General features: G+C 73.8%; 16 protein-coding genes. 6 read left to right on the top strand and 10 right to left on the bottom strand.

Features of this window, described 5'->3' with window-relative positions; genetic code table 11:
• Positions 1 to 5 precede the first annotated feature (5 nt).
• From ACGFIZ_RS14640 to ACGFIZ_RS14630, 3 genes are all read right to left on the bottom strand, one after another.
• Positions 6 to 968: a carbohydrate ABC transporter permease gene (locus ACGFIZ_RS14640; RefSeq protein ID WP_393419366.1), complete on the bottom strand. Its 963-nt coding sequence runs from the start codon at positions 966 to 968 to the stop codon at positions 6 to 8.
• A 6-nt stretch (positions 969 to 974) separates the two neighbouring features.
• The gene (locus ACGFIZ_RS14635) at positions 975 to 2,303 is read right to left on the bottom strand and encodes an ABC transporter substrate-binding protein (RefSeq protein WP_393419364.1); all 1,329 of its coding nucleotides are present in this window, start codon (positions 2,301 to 2,303) and stop codon (positions 975 to 977) included.
• A gap of 85 nt (positions 2,304 to 2,388) precedes the next feature.
• Positions 2,389 to 3,927, bottom strand: a complete 1,539-nt coding sequence (locus tag ACGFIZ_RS14630; protein WP_393419362.1) for an alpha-N-arabinofuranosidase — start codon at positions 3,925 to 3,927, stop codon at positions 2,389 to 2,391.
• Between the two features lie 267 nt (positions 3,928 to 4,194).
• Between ACGFIZ_RS14630 and ACGFIZ_RS14625 the strand changes: the two genes are divergently transcribed.
• Complete coding sequence (locus ACGFIZ_RS14625; protein ID WP_393419360.1) at positions 4,195 to 5,199, top strand: LacI family DNA-binding transcriptional regulator; 1,005 nt, start codon at positions 4,195 to 4,197, stop codon at positions 5,197 to 5,199.
• Positions 5,200 to 5,214: 15 nt separating this feature from the next.
• Here ACGFIZ_RS14625 and ACGFIZ_RS14620 read toward each other — a convergent pair whose 3' ends face one another.
• From ACGFIZ_RS14620 to ACGFIZ_RS14610, 3 genes are all read right to left on the bottom strand, one after another.
• Complete coding sequence (locus ACGFIZ_RS14620) at positions 5,215 to 5,940, bottom strand: methyltransferase domain-containing protein (protein ID WP_393419358.1); 726 nt, start codon at positions 5,938 to 5,940, stop codon at positions 5,215 to 5,217.
• Between the two features lie 134 nt (positions 5,941 to 6,074).
• Positions 6,075 to 6,392, bottom strand: coding sequence for a hypothetical protein (locus ACGFIZ_RS14615; protein WP_393419356.1), 318 nt, complete (start codon positions 6,390 to 6,392; stop codon positions 6,075 to 6,077).
• Positions 6,393 to 6,431: 39 nt separating this feature from the next.
• Complete coding sequence (locus tag ACGFIZ_RS14610) at positions 6,432 to 8,069, bottom strand: ABC-F family ATP-binding cassette domain-containing protein (protein WP_393419354.1); 1,638 nt, start codon at positions 8,067 to 8,069, stop codon at positions 6,432 to 6,434.
• An 84-nt stretch (positions 8,070 to 8,153) separates the two neighbouring features.
• Here ACGFIZ_RS14610 and ACGFIZ_RS14605 point away from each other — a divergent pair, with 84 nt between their 5' ends.
• From ACGFIZ_RS14605 to ACGFIZ_RS14595, 3 genes are all read left to right on the top strand, one after another.
• Entirely contained in the window at positions 8,154 to 8,900 is a 747-nt protein-coding gene (locus ACGFIZ_RS14605) for an ROK family protein (protein ID WP_393419352.1), read from the top strand.
• A 77-nt stretch (positions 8,901 to 8,977) separates the two neighbouring features.
• Complete coding sequence (locus ACGFIZ_RS14600; protein ID WP_393419350.1) at positions 8,978 to 9,346, top strand: tetratricopeptide repeat protein; 369 nt, start codon at positions 8,978 to 8,980, stop codon at positions 9,344 to 9,346.
• Positions 9,347 to 9,448: 102 nt separating this feature from the next.
• A complete protein-coding gene (locus tag ACGFIZ_RS14595; protein WP_013736060.1) occupies positions 9,449 to 9,703 on the top strand; it encodes a Smr/MutS family protein in 255 nt (84 codons plus the stop codon).
• A 41-nt stretch (positions 9,704 to 9,744) separates the two neighbouring features.
• Here ACGFIZ_RS14595 and ACGFIZ_RS14590 read toward each other — a convergent pair whose 3' ends face one another.
• Both ACGFIZ_RS14590 and ACGFIZ_RS14585 read right to left on the bottom strand, forming a co-directional pair.
• The gene (locus tag ACGFIZ_RS14590) at positions 9,745 to 10,056 is read right to left on the bottom strand and encodes a hypothetical protein (protein WP_393419348.1); all 312 of its coding nucleotides are present in this window, start codon (positions 10,054 to 10,056) and stop codon (positions 9,745 to 9,747) included.
• The gene (locus ACGFIZ_RS14585) at positions 10,053 to 10,349 is read right to left on the bottom strand and encodes a DivIVA domain-containing protein (protein WP_393419346.1); all 297 of its coding nucleotides are present in this window, start codon (positions 10,347 to 10,349) and stop codon (positions 10,053 to 10,055) included. The genes ACGFIZ_RS14590 and ACGFIZ_RS14585 overlap by 4 nt, the downstream gene beginning before the upstream one ends.
• Positions 10,350 to 10,648: 299 nt before the next feature.
• Here ACGFIZ_RS14585 and ACGFIZ_RS14580 point away from each other — a divergent pair, with 299 nt between their 5' ends.
• Complete coding sequence (locus ACGFIZ_RS14580) at positions 10,649 to 10,954, top strand: winged helix-turn-helix domain-containing protein (RefSeq protein ID WP_393419532.1); 306 nt, start codon at positions 10,649 to 10,651, stop codon at positions 10,952 to 10,954.
• 44 nt (positions 10,955 to 10,998) lie between these two features.
• On the opposite strand, the gene ACGFIZ_RS14575 is transcribed toward ACGFIZ_RS14580, so the two are convergent.
• On the bottom strand, positions 10,999 to 13,182 hold the full coding sequence (locus tag ACGFIZ_RS14575; RefSeq protein ID WP_393419344.1) for a M28 family peptidase: 2,184 nt from the start codon (positions 13,180 to 13,182) through the stop codon (positions 10,999 to 11,001).
• A 94-nt stretch (positions 13,183 to 13,276) separates the two neighbouring features.
• A complete protein-coding gene (locus ACGFIZ_RS14570) occupies positions 13,277 to 13,438 on the bottom strand; it encodes a hypothetical protein (RefSeq protein ID WP_393419342.1) in 162 nt (53 codons plus the stop codon).
• 272 nt (positions 13,439 to 13,710) lie between these two features.
• Between ACGFIZ_RS14570 and ACGFIZ_RS14565 the strand changes: the two genes are divergently transcribed.
• Complete coding sequence (locus ACGFIZ_RS14565) at positions 13,711 to 14,916, top strand: PP2C family protein-serine/threonine phosphatase (protein ID WP_393419340.1); 1,206 nt, start codon at positions 13,711 to 13,713, stop codon at positions 14,914 to 14,916.
• Positions 14,917 to 14,927: the final 11 nt, after the last annotated feature.

The raw sequence follows: 14,927 nt of genomic DNA, 5'->3' as shown, positions 1-14,927 counted from the left end.
GCCCCTCAGTCTTCCCGGTAGCGCAGGAGGCGGAAGTTCACGATGCTGACCACGGCCAGCGCCAGCGCGAACAGGATGCTCATCGCGGCGGCCTGACCGGCGTCGTTGTACCGCAGCCCCTCGTCCACGATCCGCCACACCACCGTGCGGGTCTGCTCGCCGGGCGCGCCGAGGGTGATCAGGAACGACTGGCCGAAGACGTTCGCCGAGGCGAGGATCGTGGTGGTCAGCACGAACAGCAGCACCGGGCGCAGCCCGGGCAGCGTGACGTGGCGGAACCGGTCCCAGGCGGTCGCGCCGTCGATGCGCGCCGCCTCGTACAGCTCCGCCGGGATGTCCTGAAGGCCGGCCAGGTAGATCACCGCGTTGAAGCCGGAGGTCCACCAGACGGTCACCCCGACCAGCGACACCCACGCCCACGGCACGTCGGTCACCCACGGGGTGTCCGCCGGCAGCCCGACCGCCCCGAGCAGCCGGTTGACCAGTCCCAGGTTGGCGTCGAGCAGGAACCGCCAGAGCAGGCCGATCACCGCCACGCCGAGCACGTACGGGGCGAAGTAGACGGTCCGGAAGAACGTCCGGCCGGGGAACTCGCGGTTCAGCAGCAGGGCCAGGCCCAGCGGCACGACCAGCAGCAGCGGCACCGACAGGACCGTGAAGGTCGCGGTGGCCCGCACGCTGGACCACCAGTCCCCGTAGGCCGCCGAGTCGCTGGAGAACAGGTCCCGGTAGTTCTCCAGCCCGACGAAGGGCCGGTTGGGCAGTTGCAGGTCCCACTGGTGCACGCTGAGCCAGACGCCGAACAGGATCGGCGCCACCCCGAACAGTCCGAACAGGACCAGGTACGGCGCGAGGAAGAGGTACGGGGTGGCGGCGTGCCCGCGCCGGCTCGCCGCCCGGCGTCGCCGCCCGGCCGCCGGGGGCGGCGCGTCACCGCGCGCCGCCCCGACCTCGATCACGTCCGCCACCGGGGATCAGCTCCCGTACTTCTTGCGGTTGTCCTCGAGCTGCTTGTTCGCCTTGGCCACCCCGTCGTCGAGCGCCTGCTTCGGCGACTTCTTGCCCAACGCCGCCTCGTTGAAGGACGTGAAGAAGGTGGTCATCACCTCGCCCAGGCCCGGCGCGGCGGGCGGGAACGCGGCGTACTCCAGCTCGGGGGCGAGCGCGTTGACCTCGGTGAGCGCCGTGAACTCGGCGCTGTCGCGTACCGCCTTGCGGGCGGGCACCTGCCCGCCGGCCGCCCAGTCCAGCGAGTGCTGGCCGAGCCAGTTGATGAACACCTTGGCGCCGGCGGCCTTGTTGCTGTCGCCGCCGCGCTGCTTGACGATCGTGAAGTTGTGCGAGTTCGCCCAGGCGGCGGGCTGGCTGCCGATCCGGGGCAGCGGGGCGACGCCCCACCGCACGTCCGGGCTCTTCTTCAGGTCGTTGACCTGCCAGATGCCGTTCCAGTTGAAGGCGTTCTTCCCGCTCTTGAAGGCCAGGTAGTCGGCGTCCTGCCCGACGTTGGCCGGCGAGTGCCCCTGCTTGATCATGTCGACCAGCCAGGTGCACGCCTCGACCGCCTGGTCGGAGTTGAAGGTGGCCTTCGCGACCTCGGCGTCGAAGAGGGTGCCGCCCCACTGGTACAGCAGCGAGTAGAAGGTCATGCCGCCGGTGTACTGGAACGGGCTGACCCAGAAGCCCTGCACCCCGGACTTCTTCAGCTCGGTCAGCGCGGCGGTGTACTCGTCGCGCGTCGTCGGCGGCTTGGCCGGGTCCAGGCCCGCCTTCTGCATGACCGCCTTGTTGTAGTAGAAGCCGAGCGGGTGCATGTCCAGCGGGATGCCGTACCGCTTGTCGTGGTAGAGGCCGCCCTTCCACACCGTGGGGGCGAAGTCGGCCTCGCTGAGTTCCAGCGCCTTCGCCACGTCGTCCAGCTCGGCGATGATGCCGCGGGCGGCGAACGTGGCCAGCTGGTCCATGTGCATGACGGCGATGTCCGGGCCGTTGCCGCTGGAGACGGCCCCGGGCAGCTTGCTGTAGTAGTCGTCCCACCGGTAGGTGGTGACCGCCACGGCGATGTTCTGGTGCTCGCCGTTGAACTGCTCGACCAGCTTCTTGAAGATGTCGCCGTCGCCGCCCGTGAAACCGTTCCACAGCTTCAGGTCGACCTTGGGGCCCGCGTACGCCTTGCCGCCGTTGCCCGCGGCGGCGCCCTTGTCGTCGCTGCCGCCGCCGCACCCGGCGAGGGTCAACGTGGCCGCGGCTCCGAGCCCGACGCCGAGGCCGAGCAGGCGGCGCCGGCTCATTTCGCTGTGCATCATGCTGGATCACTCCTTGGGGACGGGATGAGTGTGCCTGTTCGAGGGCCGGTGCGCTGGACGCCGTCGGCGTCGCGACTTCGCGCCGCTACGCCCCGGCGGCCCCCGGCCGTTGTGCCGGTGCGGGCGCGAAGCGCAGCAGGTTCCAGGAGACGGCCGGCAGGCGCACGGAGCACCGGCCGCCGTCGACGGTGGGGGCGGGCAGCTCCCGGGGCGTCACCCGGTCGGGCTCGGCCTCGGTGTTCGTCGCCGTCGGGTCGTCGCCGGCGGCCAGGGTGGTGTGGGCGACGGCGGACAGGCCCGGCAGGCCGCGCAGGTCCAGGTCCACCGGGAGGTCGGCCGAGCCCCGGTTGACCGCGAAGACGGCCAGTTCCCCGCTCTCCCCGTCGTGCACGGCCACCGTGTCCAGCACCGGCACGTCGCCGTACCGCTTCGTCTCGTACGTCGGGGAGACCGGCTCGGTGCGCAGCACCGTGCCGCGGGCGTACCGGGCGGTGAGGGCGAACGGGTGGAAGATGCTCTGCCGCCAGGCGGGGCCGCCGGTGCGGGTGCGGATCGGGGCGATGACGTTGGCCAGCTGCGCCTGGCAGGCGACCCCGACCCGGTCGGCGTGCCGGAGCAGCGTGATCAGCAGGTCGCCGACGACCACCGCGTCGACGGCGGTGAAGCCGTCCTCGATCAGGGCGGGCGCCTCGACCCAGCCGCGCCGGTCCAGGTCGGCCTGGAGGCGGGACTGGTACCAGACGTTCCACTCGTCGAAGGAGATCTTCAGCCTGCGGCGGTGCCGCTGCTTCGCGGCGACGTGGTCGGCGGTGGCCACCACGTCGGTGATGAAGTTGTCCATGTCCACGGCGGAGGCCAGGATGCTGGCCCGGTCGCCGTCGGACGGGTCGTAGTAGGTGTGCGCGGAGATGTAGTCCACGTGCTCGTAGGTGTGCTCCAGCACCGTCGCCTCCCAGGAGGCGAACGTCGGCATCTCCCGGTTGGAGCTGCCGCAGGCGACCAGGCTGATCGAGGGGTCGACCAGCTTCATCGCCCGGGCCGTCTCGGCGGCGAGCCGCCCGTACTCGTCGGCGGTCTTGTGGCCGACCTGCCACGGGCCGTCCAACTCGTTGCCGAGGCACCACAGCCGCACCCCGTACGGCTGCTCGGCGCCGTGCTTGCGGCGCAGGTCCGACAGCCGGGTGCCGCCGGGGTGGTTGGCGTACTCCAGCAGGTCGCACGCCTCCTGCACGCCCCGGGTGCCGAGGTTGACCGCCATCATCGGCTCGACGCCGGCCGCGGCGGCCCACGTCATGAACTCGTCCAGCCCGAACGCGTTGGTCTCGATCGTCTTCCAGGCCAGGTCGAGCCGGCGCGGCCGATCGCCGGCCGGGCCGACGCCGTCCTCCCAGCGGTAGCCGGAGACGAAGTTCCCGCCGGGGTAGCGCACCACGGTCACGCCCAGTTCCCGGGCCAGCCCCAGCACGTCGCCGCGCAGGCCGAGCGGGTCGGCGGTGGGGTGGCCCGGCTCGTAGACCCCGCCGTACACGCAGCGGCCCATGTGTTCGACGAAGGAGCCGAAGAGCCGGCGGTCGGCCGGCCCGATCGCGAAGGCCGGGTCGATGGTGAGCTGCGCGGTCCGCAAGGGGTGCCACCTTTCTCGTCGCGTCGGCCGGGCGGCGGCGCGCCGCCCAGGGCTGGGGCCGCCGACCGGGTACGCCGGCCGGCCCGGGTCGCCGGCGGAGGTCGGGCCGGGCCGGCGACCCGGTGGTGCTGCTGTCGGTGCGGTGCTCCGAGTGATCACCGTCACTCCGCGCCCCTGGTTTCTACAACGTTGTAACCAACGTTGTAAAGGGGCTGCGCCAGCGCCGGGGCGCGGTAAAGTGCCGGCAGGCCAGCGGGGAGGGCGAAAGTGCGACACAGGCTGAAGGACGTGGCGGAGCGTGCCGGCGTCTCGGTGAAGACCGTCTCCAACGTGGTCAACGGCTACCAGCACGTACGGCCGGACACCCGGGCCCGGGTCGAGCGGGCGATCGCCGAGCTCAACTACCGGCCCAACCTGTCCGCCCGCAACCTGCGCAAGGGGCGCACCGGGGTCATCGCGCTCGCCGTGCCCGAGCTGGACATTCCGTACTTCGCGGAGCTGGCCCGGCACGTCGTCACCGCCGCCGCCGAGCTGGGCTGGACGGTGCTCATCGACCAGACCGGCGGCGGGCGCGAACAGGAACACAAGGCCGCCTCCGGCATCGGCGACCACCTCATCGACGGTCTGATCCTCAACCCGCTGGCGCTCACCGCCGAGGACCTGGCCGACCTGGACGGCACCCCGCTGGTGCTGCTCGGCGAGCGCGTCGACCACGGCCCGGCCGACCACGTGGTGATCGACAACGTGGCCGCGGCCCGGGAGGTCACCGCCCACCTGGTCGCTCTCGGCCGCCGCCGGATCGCCGCGATCGGCGCACAGCGCAACCCCGAGGGCGCCAGCGCCCGGCTCCGGCTGGCCGGCTACGCCGCCGCCCTCGACGACGCCGGCATCGGGTACGACGAGCGCCTCGTCGCGCCCGCGCGGGGCTGGCACCGCGCGGACGGTGCCGCCGCCATGCGCGACCTGCTCGCCACCGGGGTACGCCCCGACGCCGTCTTCTGCTTCAACGACACGCTCGCCCTCGGTGCCCTGCGCGCGCTGCACGAGGCGGGACTGCGCGTACCCGCCGACGTCGCTGTGGCCGGCTTCGACGACATCGAGGACGGCCGCTTCTCGATCCCCACCCTGACCACCATCGCCCCCGACAAGGAGCGGATCGCGCGGCTCGCCGTCGAGCTGCTCGCCAACCGCCTCGACGGCGACCGCCAGGCCCCCCCGCGGGAACTCTCGGCCCCCTACCGCCTGGCCCCCCGCGAGAGCACCACCCCCTGACCCCCGGCCTCCCCGTCAGGCGAAGAAGCGGGAGAGGTGGGCGCTGGGGGGTGGGGTGGCGTCGGGTGGGAGCGGGGTCAGGTCCGCGAAGATGCTGGCGCCGTCGCAGCCGACGTGCAGCGGGTACCAGCGCGGGGCGCCCGGCGGCCGCTGGAGGCAGATCCCCTTGACCGTCTGGACGTCCAGCAGCCGGACGTGGGTCGGGTCCGCGACCGCGTTCACGTGCCCCCACCAGGGGCTCATCACGTGCAGCACGCCGCCCGGCCGGAGCACCCGGTGGCACTCGTCCACCAGCGGCAGGAAGTCGATCAGGTGCTCCAGGATGTGCACCGCGAACAGCACGTCCACCGAGTCGTCGGCCAGCGGCAGCGAGCCGGACAGGTCGGCCACGGCGTCCACCCCGGGGGCGGGGAGGATGTCCAGGCCCAGGTTGCCCGGGTACTGCTTGGTGCCACCGCAGCCCAGGTCCACCACGACCGGGTCCCGGCCGGCCACCCGGACCCGGCTCCAGACGCCGAACACCCCGGCGAGCCGGCCGACCCGGTCCCGCAGCAGCCGCGACTGCCCGGCGTCGGCGACCTCGCCGGTCAGGTGCGCGACCCCCCGGTCGAAGCGCACCTGGACCGCCAGGTCGCGCAGCCGGTCGTCGTGCGACGCCTGGTCCGCCCACGCCTCGGCGAGGAAGTCGTCGACCGCCCGCAGCCGCTCGGCCGAGGGCGGCGTCTGGGCCAGCGCGACCATGGGCCACCTCCGGTGCGCCCGTTACCCGCTCCCGCGCGCGGTATGCCCCCCGCCGCCCGTCACCGTCGGACGCGCGGCCGGCCGCCGCTTGACGGAACGCCTCAGCGGGGGAGGCCGCCGCTTGACGGAACGCCTCAGCGGGGGAGGCGCCGGGCCGCCCGGCCGGCGCCCCGAATCCGCTGCCGGGGCGGCGCGACCGCCATCTTCGGCCGCTTGAGGTGGTACCGGTGCAGCTCGCTGCTGCCCGGCAGGGACGGATCCTCGCTCATCGCGACCAGCTCCCAGCCCTGGTCGCCGGCCCGGTTCAGGTGGGCCAGCGCCGTGTCGCCGTACGGGGTGACGTCGACCATCGAGCCGTCCGGGCCGTACCAGATGAAGACGATCTCCCAGCCGATGTCGGTGCTGGCCGCCTGGCGGCGGCGGACCAACAGCGCGTACTCCCACTTGAGCATGGAGTCATTGTCACCCCGCCGGCGCCGGTCGGCACGGCGTCACTCCTCGGCGATCCGCCCCGCGTCCACGTGTAGCCGGCGGGTCGTCTCGACCGCGGCCAGCATCCGCCGGTCGTGGGTGACCAGCAGCAGCGTCCCCGGGTACCCGGCCAGCGCCGACTCCAGTTGCTCGATGGCCGGCAGGTCGAGGTGGTTGGTCGGCTCGTCCAGCACCAGCAGGTTCACCCCGCGGCCCTGCAGCAGCGCCAGCGCCGCCCGGGTGCGCTCGCCCGGGGACAGCGACGCCGCGGGCCGCAGCACATGATCCGCCCGCAGGCCGAACTTGGCCAGCAGCGTCCGCGCGTCCGCCGGCGACATCTCCGGTACGGCCAGCCGGAACGCGTCCAGCAGCGGCTGCCCGCCGAGGAACAGCCCCCGGGCCTGGTCCACCTCGCCGACCACCACGCCGGGGCCGAGCGCGGCGTGCCCGGCGTCCAGCGGCAGCCGGCCCAGCAGGGCGGCGAGCAGGGTCGTCTTGCCGGAGCCGTTCGCCCCGGTGATCGCCACCCGGTCGGCCCAGTCGATCTGGAGGTTCACCGGGCCGAGGGTGAAACCGCCCCGGCGTACCACGGCGTCGCGGAGCGAGGCCACGACGGCGCCGGCGCGGGGCGCGGCGGCGATCTCCATCCGCAGCTCCCACTCCCTGCGCGGCTCCTCGACCACCTCCAGCCGCTCGATCAGCCGCTCCGTCTGCCGGGCCTTCGCCGCCTGCTTCTCCGAGGTCTCGCCGCGGAAGTGCTTGACGTGCTTGTCCGGGTCGGTGGCCTTGCGCCGGGCGTTGCGCACGCCCTTCTCCATCCAGGCGCGCTGCGTGCGGGCGCGCGCCTCCAGGCCGGCGCGGGTGTCGGCGTACTCCTCGTACTCGGCGCGGGCCTGGCGGCGGGCCACCTCCCGCTCCTCCAGGTACGCCGCGTAGCCGCCGCCGTAGTGGCGCACCTGCTGCTGGTGCAGGTCCAGCTCCAGCACCCGGGTCACCGTGCGGGTCAGGAACTCCCGGTCGTGGCTGACCAGCACCGTGCCGGCCCGCAGCCCCGTGACGAAGCGCTCCAGCCGGTCCAGCCCGGCCAGGTCCAGGTCGTTGGTCGGCTCGTCGAGCAGGAAGACGTCGTACCGGCTCACCAGCAGCGAGGCCAGCCCGGCCCGGGCCGCCTGGCCGCCGGAGAGGCCGGTCATCGGGTGGTCGAGGTCGACGCCGAGCCCCAGCTCGTCGGCGACCTGCTCGGCGCGCTCGTCCAGGTCCGCCCCGCCGAGGTCGAGCCAGCGCTCCAGCGCCTCGGCGTACGCGTCGTCGGCGCCGTCCGCCCCGGCGGTGAGCGCCTCCGTCGCCGCGTCCAGCGCCGCCTGGGCCGCCGCCACGCCCGTGCGCCGGGCCAGGAAGCCCCGCACCGTCTCGCCCGGCCGGCGCTCCGGCTCCTGCGGCAGGTGCCCGACCGTCGCGGTGGGCGGGCTCAGCGTGACACCGCCGGCCTCGACGGGCAGCAGCCCGGCGAGGGTACGCAGCAGCGTCGACTTGCCGGCCCCGTTCACCCCGACCAGCCCGATCACGTCCCCGGGGGCGACCACCAGATCGAGCCCGGAGAACAGCAGCCGGTCGCCGTGGCCGGCGGCGAGATCCTTGACAACCAGTGTGGCGCTCATGAGGTGCCGAGCGTATCCGCCGCGTCCACCGGTTTTTGGCAACCGGTCGCGTGCGTCACTCCGCAGCGAGGCACACTCACGGGCGTGATGACCACACTCGCGATCGACTGCGGCGGCGGCGGGATCAAGGCGTCCGTGCTCGACGAGGCGGGGACGATGCGGGCGCAGCCGCTGCGGGTGCCCACCCCGTACCCCCTGCCGCCGACGCTGTTCGTCAAGACGCTGCTGGATCTCGCCGGGCGGCTGCCCCCGCCGGACCGGGTGACCGTCGGGATACCCGGCATGGTCCGGCACGGCGTGGTCGTGGCCACCCCGCACTACGTGACCCGGTCCGGCCCGCGCAGCAGGGTCGACCCCGACCTGCTCGCCGAGTGGTCCGGGTACGACGCGCGCACGGCCCTCGCGGAGGCGTTCGGGCTGCCCGCGCTGGTGCTCAACGACGCCGAGGTGCACGGCGCCGGGGTGGTCGCCGGCACCGGGCTGGAGCTGGTGCTCACCCTGGGCACGGGCCTGGGCAGCGCCCTGTTCGACGGCGGGGTGCTCGCCCCGCACCTGGAGCTGTCGCACGCGCCGGTGCGCTGGGGCACGACCTACGACACGTACGTGGGGGAGGTGGAACGCCGCCGCCTCGGGGACGGGTTCTGGTCCCGCCGGGTCCGGCAGGTGGTGGAGGGGCTGCGCCCGGTGTTCCGCTGGGACCGGCTCTACCTGGGCGGGGGCAACTCCCGGCTGATCCGCCCGGACCAGCTGGCCCGGATGGGCGACGACGTGGTGGTGGTGCCCAACAGCGCCGGCATAGTGGGCGGCGTCCGCGCCTGGGAGCTGCGGTAGGCGAAGGAACACTCGCGGTCCGCGCGGTGTTGTGTCAGCGTCGGATCAGTGCCGGCGCGAGACGAGGAGGCGGCTCCATGGATCTTCTGGCGGAGTACCGACGGGCGACCATGTACTTCGAGATGGGCGACCCGTCCGGGGCGGCCCGGCTGCTGGAGCCGATCATCGAGGCCGAGCCCTCCAACTCCTCCGTACGGCAGCTGCTGGCCCGGGCGTACTTCCAGTCCGCCCAGCTCAACCGGGCGGAGGAGCAGTTGCGGGAGCTGGTGGCCCGCGACCCCAGCGACCACTACGCGCACCACGTGCTCGGCCGTACGCTGGAGCGCCTGAACCGCCCGGCGGACGCCCTGCGGCACCTGCGCATCGCGGCGGCCATGCACTCGACGAACGCCGACTACGCCGAGGCGCTGCGCCGGGTGGAGAGCCGCGTCAGCAACGGCCATTGAGACGGAACTGGGCCGGCCCGCGCGGTGGCGCGGGTCGGCCGGGCCGGCGGTGGACCGCCTAGCATGGGCTGCCATGGGAGCTGCGCAGGTGGTGGAGGCACGATGAAGCTCAAGCTGGACCTGCACGACATCTTCAACAAGGGCCACGACATCGACCGCGCGCTGCGCGGGATCATGGACGAGGCGGTGGCGAAGAAGGCCACCCTCGTCGAGATCATCCCCGGTAAGGGCTCCGGCCAGCTCAAGAAGCGGGTGCTGCGCTTCCTCGACCAGAAGGACGTCAAGCAGCTCTACCACCGCGTCGAGAAGGACTCGAAGAACTTCGGCCGCCTCTTCGTCCACTTCCGCTGGAAGTAGGATTAGCGGCGGCCCGACCCTCGCTGGCCGGGCCAGCAACTTCAGGGAAAAAGTCGCCATCTTGCGTGTTCAGGGGACAGATTCCCTGAAGTTGTGCGGATCTTGGGCAGCCGTGAGCAGGGCGCGGTGTGGTCGACCGGCAGGGCACACCGGCCGCCGCCGGGTAGGAGCCGGTCGCAGAAGACCCAGTGGCGTACGTGCTGCTGCTCGTCCTCGGCCGACACGGTCACCCCGCCGGGCTCGACGCGGGCGCTGAGCCGGGCCAGCACCCGGGCGGCGGTACGGGCGAAGATCCGCGCCCAGAGCAGATCGGGCGCGGTGATCGGCAGGTGGATCACCCAGCGGTCGGTCATCGGTACCGGCGGTTTGCCGCCTGGGCGCTCTGCCAGGAGCGCAGGGCATTCTTGATCCGTACGTTCTCCTCCTGCACCGCGACCAGCGCCCGCTGCGCGACGGCCAGTTCGTCGGCCACCTCGTGCAGGAACGATCGGATCTCGACGGGGTCGAGGCCGCGCCGGCGTTCGTTGAAGTGCCGATGGCGGATCTGGGAGGGTCGCAGGGGCCGCCGTATCTGTGGTGGTCTGGCGCGTTGTGTTGGACGTGGTGTTTCGCGTCGGCCTGTCAGCCGCCGGATCAGGTCGCGCACGAGGTGACCGCCCTTCGTCGGATCGCGTCGGTGGTGGTGGAGGGGGCGGTCTCCGCCGCTTGCCGGTCGGCGGAGACCGCCCCGCCCTGCCACCGCAGCCTTGTTCGGCGAGTACGGCAGCAGGGCTGCTCTGGTTGGTGGTCGGATCGGTCAGGTGCTGGCACGGCTGACCAGGGAAGCCAGCCGTGCCAGCGGGTGGTGGACGCCCAACCGGGAAGCCGGTTGCCTACCAGGCGATCCGATGCCGGGCATCTGGTGGAAACCTACAATGCAAAGCATGCAAAGTGCAAGAACCAAGCATGCTAAGCAGGCGAAGTCTTGGCCGACGGAGCGTTGGCGTGGGAGGATCTTGGGGCCTACCAGGAGTTGCCATGCCCCGAATCTCAGACCGTCAGCGCATCGCCCAGGACATTCGTGACAAGGTTGCGTCGGGTGAGTACGGCCCGGGCGCAAAGCTGCCCTCGATACGTGAGATGTCCGCGCACTACGGCGTATCCGCCGAGCCCGTCCGATCCGCCCTGCTGATTCTGCAGGCGGAAGGGTTGGTCGAAGGTCATCAGGGCAAGGGTGTGTATGTCGTCGGGGAGTCGACCAGCACTGACTAGTCGGCGTTCGCGGCCGACGGGGTAGCAGGGCGGGCACGCCCGCCTCACAGCGGGTACGTGCGGGCCACCGCGAGCATCTCCGAGCTGTGCGAGCCGACCACGCCGACGTCCGCCGGGCGGGGATGGAAGCCCCGCACCGCGTCCAGGCCGTCGCTGGCGTCCATCACCCGCAGCATAGGTCGGCTCCCGGCCCGCAGCACCAGCGTGACGTCGATCCCCTCCGGCGGCGGGGCGTGGAACACCACCCCGAACCCCCACGGGCGATTCTCGGCGGCCGGGCCGCCCGCCACCTGCCGCCCGTTCACCGTCGCCGACTCGACCGCGGTCGCCCCGTCGACGTGCAGCGACGCGAGCCGGACCGGCCGCTGCGGGGTGACCCGCACCCGCAGGGTCCGCCGCTCCCCGGACGGGGTGTCCGAGAGGATCGCCAACCGGGGCGCGGGCAGGTTCGCCGCCTGGGCCGGCCCGACCCGCACCTTCGCCTCGCCGAGCAAGGGGAAGTCCGCGACGTCGGCGAAGCCGTCGACGTACTGCGCGGTCCACGGCTGGGGGTCGGTCTCCCCGCTGAGCCAGCGGGCCTGCCCGGTGCCGGCGTCGAGGGCGTACATCAGATGGGTGGGCACGGGGTGGGCGGCGTCGAACCGGTCGACGGAGAGCCCGACCGCGGCGAACACCGCCGCCGCGAGCCCGGCGGCGACGGCCGGCAGCGCGCCGGCCCGGCGGGCGCGCAGGGCGACCAGCCCGCGCTGCCCGCCCGCCTCGGGGTGCAGCAGGTCGACCACCGGCAGCGCGGCCAGCCCGAGCAGCGCCGCGAACAGGGCGGCCACCCCGCCCATCGCCATGCCGAGCGCGGGGAACAGCAGCACCACGGTCGGCAGCAGGACGACCACGGCGACCGCGCCGGCCAGGGTCACCGCGACCACCGGGCCGGGGCCGTCGAGCCGCAGGCCGAGCGCGGCCAGTCCGGCCAGCGCGCCGGCCAGGGCCGGCAGGGTGGTCAGGTACGCCCCGCCGGGCACCAGCAGCGCGAGCACCACCCCGAGTACGGCCAGCCAGCCCAGCCCGCCGATCGCCAGGGCGGCCGGGCCGACCCGGCGGCGGCTCAGCGCGTACCAGGTGAGCAGGACGGCGGCGGCCAGCGCCACCACGGCGAGCCGGTACCACGTCGGCCGGTACGGGTCGAGCAGCTCGGCGTAGCCGGGCCGGACGGCGGTGATCCCCGCCCAGAGCAGTTGCGCGGCCAGCGGCGCGACGACGATCGGCGCCAGGGCCAGGCCGAACCCGGCGGCGAGTCGCCCGTACGTCGTCCGGCCCCGCCGCCGGGCCAGCCAGCCGAGCGCCGCAACGGCGGCCGGCGCGAGCAGCGCCAGCGGCAGGACCAGCCACCCCGGGTAGCGGGCCAGGCCGCCGGGGACGGGGAAGTAGGTGGCGTCGTGCCCCGAGCGTAGCGCCGTCAGGTCGGCGCGGCCGAACTCGCGGGCCAGGCCCAGCGCGTTGTCGCCGTGCTGCTGGAGGCTCGCCCGGTCCATGGCGACCGGGGTGTCCAGCGGCGTGTGGTAGATCGCGCCCCCGTCGATGTACGCCGAGTTCAGCCCGGCGAAGCCCCGGTCCAGGAACGCGGTGAAGTCGGTGTCGTTGGGCAGCGCGCGGTAGATCTCCACGGCGAACGACGTGCCCACCGGGTGCGGGGCGGCCCGGCCGAAGACGTCCACCAGCCCGGCGTTGTCCCGGGACGTCTCGAACATGATCACCGGCCCGGTGGAGCCGCGCGCCTCCAGGTTGAGCACCACCCCGCCGTCGGCGGCCAGCGGGTGCGCCGAGGCGAACGCCGACGCCCCGCACAGGCACGCCTCCTCGGCGTCGGTGAGCACGAACACGATGTCGTTGCGGGGCCGGGGGCCGGCCGCCAGCGCCCGGGCCACCTCCAGGACCGTGGACGTGCCGGCGGCGTCGTCGTTGCCGCCCGGCCCGGACTGCACCGAGTCGTAGTGGGCGACCAGGAACACCCGGCCGGTCGGGTCGGTGCCGGGGAGCCGGGCGACCACGTTGCGGACCCGGGCCAGGGTCGCGCCGGCGGCGGCCCCGCTGAGCTGGCCGGCCTCCTCGGCGACGGTGTCCTGCACCGAGGTCTCCAGGCCCAGGCCGCGCAGCACGCCCTCGACGTGGGCGCGGACCTGGTCGTTCGCCGGGCTGCCCGCCGGGTGCGGCCGGGTGGCCAGGGCCCGCACGTTCTCGTACGCCCGGCCGGCGCTGAACTCGCCCGTGGGCGCGTCGGTCGGGCGCGGGTCGGGGGTGGCCCCGCACCCGAGCTGACGGCCGGTGTTACCGCGCGTCGGTCGGGCGCGGGCCGGGGGTGGCCAGGTCGTACGAGACGGTGGCGGCGACCGTGAGCAGGGCGGCGAGCGCGGCGACGGCGGCCAGTGGCCGGCGGCGGGGCCGGGCCAGCGCCCGGTCGGCGGCGCGGGTGGGAAGCGGTGCGCCCACGGGAACTCCTCGGGGGTGGGGCCGGAGGGTGGGCACCATCCTGCACCGCCGCGGCCGGAAGCGGGACACCCCTGGACGCTGTAGTTTTTGTTGGTTGCCAGGCGGTGAGCCGGGCGTGCCGCCCGCGCTGGAACCGTCGGTTTGTGTGCGACCGTTGTCTGATACAGGATCAGCAGGGCACTTGGAAGGAGCCCGACATCACCAGCGAATTCCCGCGCCTCGCTGCGGTGACCAGGCCGAACCGGGGGACCGGTCCGGCTGGCCCCGCCATCGTGCCGCAGGCTCACCCGGCCGGTGGGTTCGAGCCGCATGCCGTGCTGCCGCCCGGCGAGCGGCTGCGGGTGCTGCTGGTCGAGGACGACGAGGGCGACGCGTTCCTGGTCGGCGAGCTGCTCGCCGAGACCAACTCGACGATCGACCTGCTGGTCGCGGCCAGCCTGCGGGAGGCTCGGCAGCGGGTGGCGGGCGTGGACTGCGTCCTGCTCGACCTGGGCCTGCCCGACGCCCAGGGGCTGGACGGGCTGCGCCGGGTGCTGGACATGGCCGGCGGCGCCGCGGTCTGCGTGTTGACGGGCCGCTCCGACGGGCACCTGGGCATCGCCGCGGTCGCCGAGGGCGCGCAGGACTACCTGGTCAAGGGCCAGGTGGACGGCGTGCTGCTGGCCCGGGCGCTGCGGTACGCGGTGGAGCGCAAGCGGGCCGACGAGAACGCCCGGCGGCTGCGCGAGGTGGAGCTGCGCCAGGCCGAGTCGGCCCGCCTGGAGCGGGGCCTGCTGCCCCAGCCGCTGATGTCGACCGACGAGATCGCCGTGCACACGCTCTACCGCCCCGGCCGGCACGCCGCGCTGATCGGCGGGGACTTCTTCGACGTGGTGCAGACCCGGCCGGACCGGGTCGACCTGATCGTCGGGGACGTCTGCGGCCACGGGGCGGACGAGGCGGCGCTCGGCGTCGAGCTGCGGGTCGCCTGGCGCGCGCTGGTGCTGGCCGGGGTGCCCGACGACGAGGTGCTGCCCGCCCTGGAGCAGGTGCTGATGAGCGAGCGGCGGCTGCAGGAGATCTTCGCCACGGTGGCGAGCGCCCGGCTCGACCTGACCCGCAACGCCGTGACCGTGCGGCTCGCCGGGCATCCGCCGCCTCTGCTGCTCAGCGGGGGTAGGGTCGCCCCGGTGCCGGCGCCGGCCGGCCTGCTGCTCGGCGTCCGGCCGCGCCGGCCCGTGGCCTTCGACCTGGAGCTCGACACCCATGACTGGTCCCTGCTGATGTACACCGACGGCCTGATCGAGGGCCGGGTGGGCGACGGCGACGAGCGGCTCGACGTGCCCGGCCTGACCGCGCTGCTGCACGACCCGGCCACCGCCGCCGTGCCGCTGGCCCAGCTGCCCGGCTGGCTGGTCGGGCGGGCGGAGCAGGCCAACGGCGGCCCGCTGGCCGACGACGTGGCCATGCTCCTGGTCACGCGGGGAGGTGGCCGGTGACGGTCCAGTCG

The organism is Micromonospora sp. NPDC048830, from assembly GCF_043198215.1.
Taxonomy (GTDB): Bacteria; Actinomycetota; Actinomycetes; order Mycobacteriales; family Micromonosporaceae; genus Micromonospora.
The sequence above is the reverse complement of the archived record's forward strand: the minus strand, read 5'-3'. Positions and strand labels throughout refer to the sequence as shown.

Bases quoted from the DNA above. Each gene is read 5' to 3' on its own strand.
- ACGFIZ_RS14615 (WP_393419356.1), bottom strand. From the start codon at position 6,392: ATGCTCAAGTGGGAGTACGCGCTGTTGGTCCGCCGCCGCCAGGCGGCC.
- ACGFIZ_RS14595 (WP_013736060.1), top strand. From the start codon at position 9,449: ATGAAGCTCAAGCTGGACCTGCACGACATCTTCAACAAGGGCCACGAC.
- ACGFIZ_RS14580 (WP_393419532.1), top strand. From the start codon at position 10,649: ATGCTAAGCAGGCGAAGTCTTGGCCGACGGAGCGTTGGCGTGGGAGGA.
- ACGFIZ_RS14600 (WP_393419350.1), top strand. From the start codon at position 8,978: ATGGATCTTCTGGCGGAGTACCGACGGGCGACCATGTACTTCGAGATG.
- ACGFIZ_RS14620 (WP_393419358.1), bottom strand. From the start codon at position 5,940: ATGGTCGCGCTGGCCCAGACGCCGCCCTCGGCCGAGCGGCTGCGGGCG.
- ACGFIZ_RS14590 (WP_393419348.1), bottom strand. From the start codon at position 10,056: ATGACCGACCGCTGGGTGATCCACCTGCCGATCACCGCGCCCGATCTG.
- ACGFIZ_RS14635 (WP_393419364.1), bottom strand. From the start codon at position 2,303: ATGATGCACAGCGAAATGAGCCGGCGCCGCCTGCTCGGCCTCGGCGTC.
- ACGFIZ_RS14610 (WP_393419354.1), bottom strand. From the start codon at position 8,069: ATGAGCGCCACACTGGTTGTCAAGGATCTCGCCGCCGGCCACGGCGAC.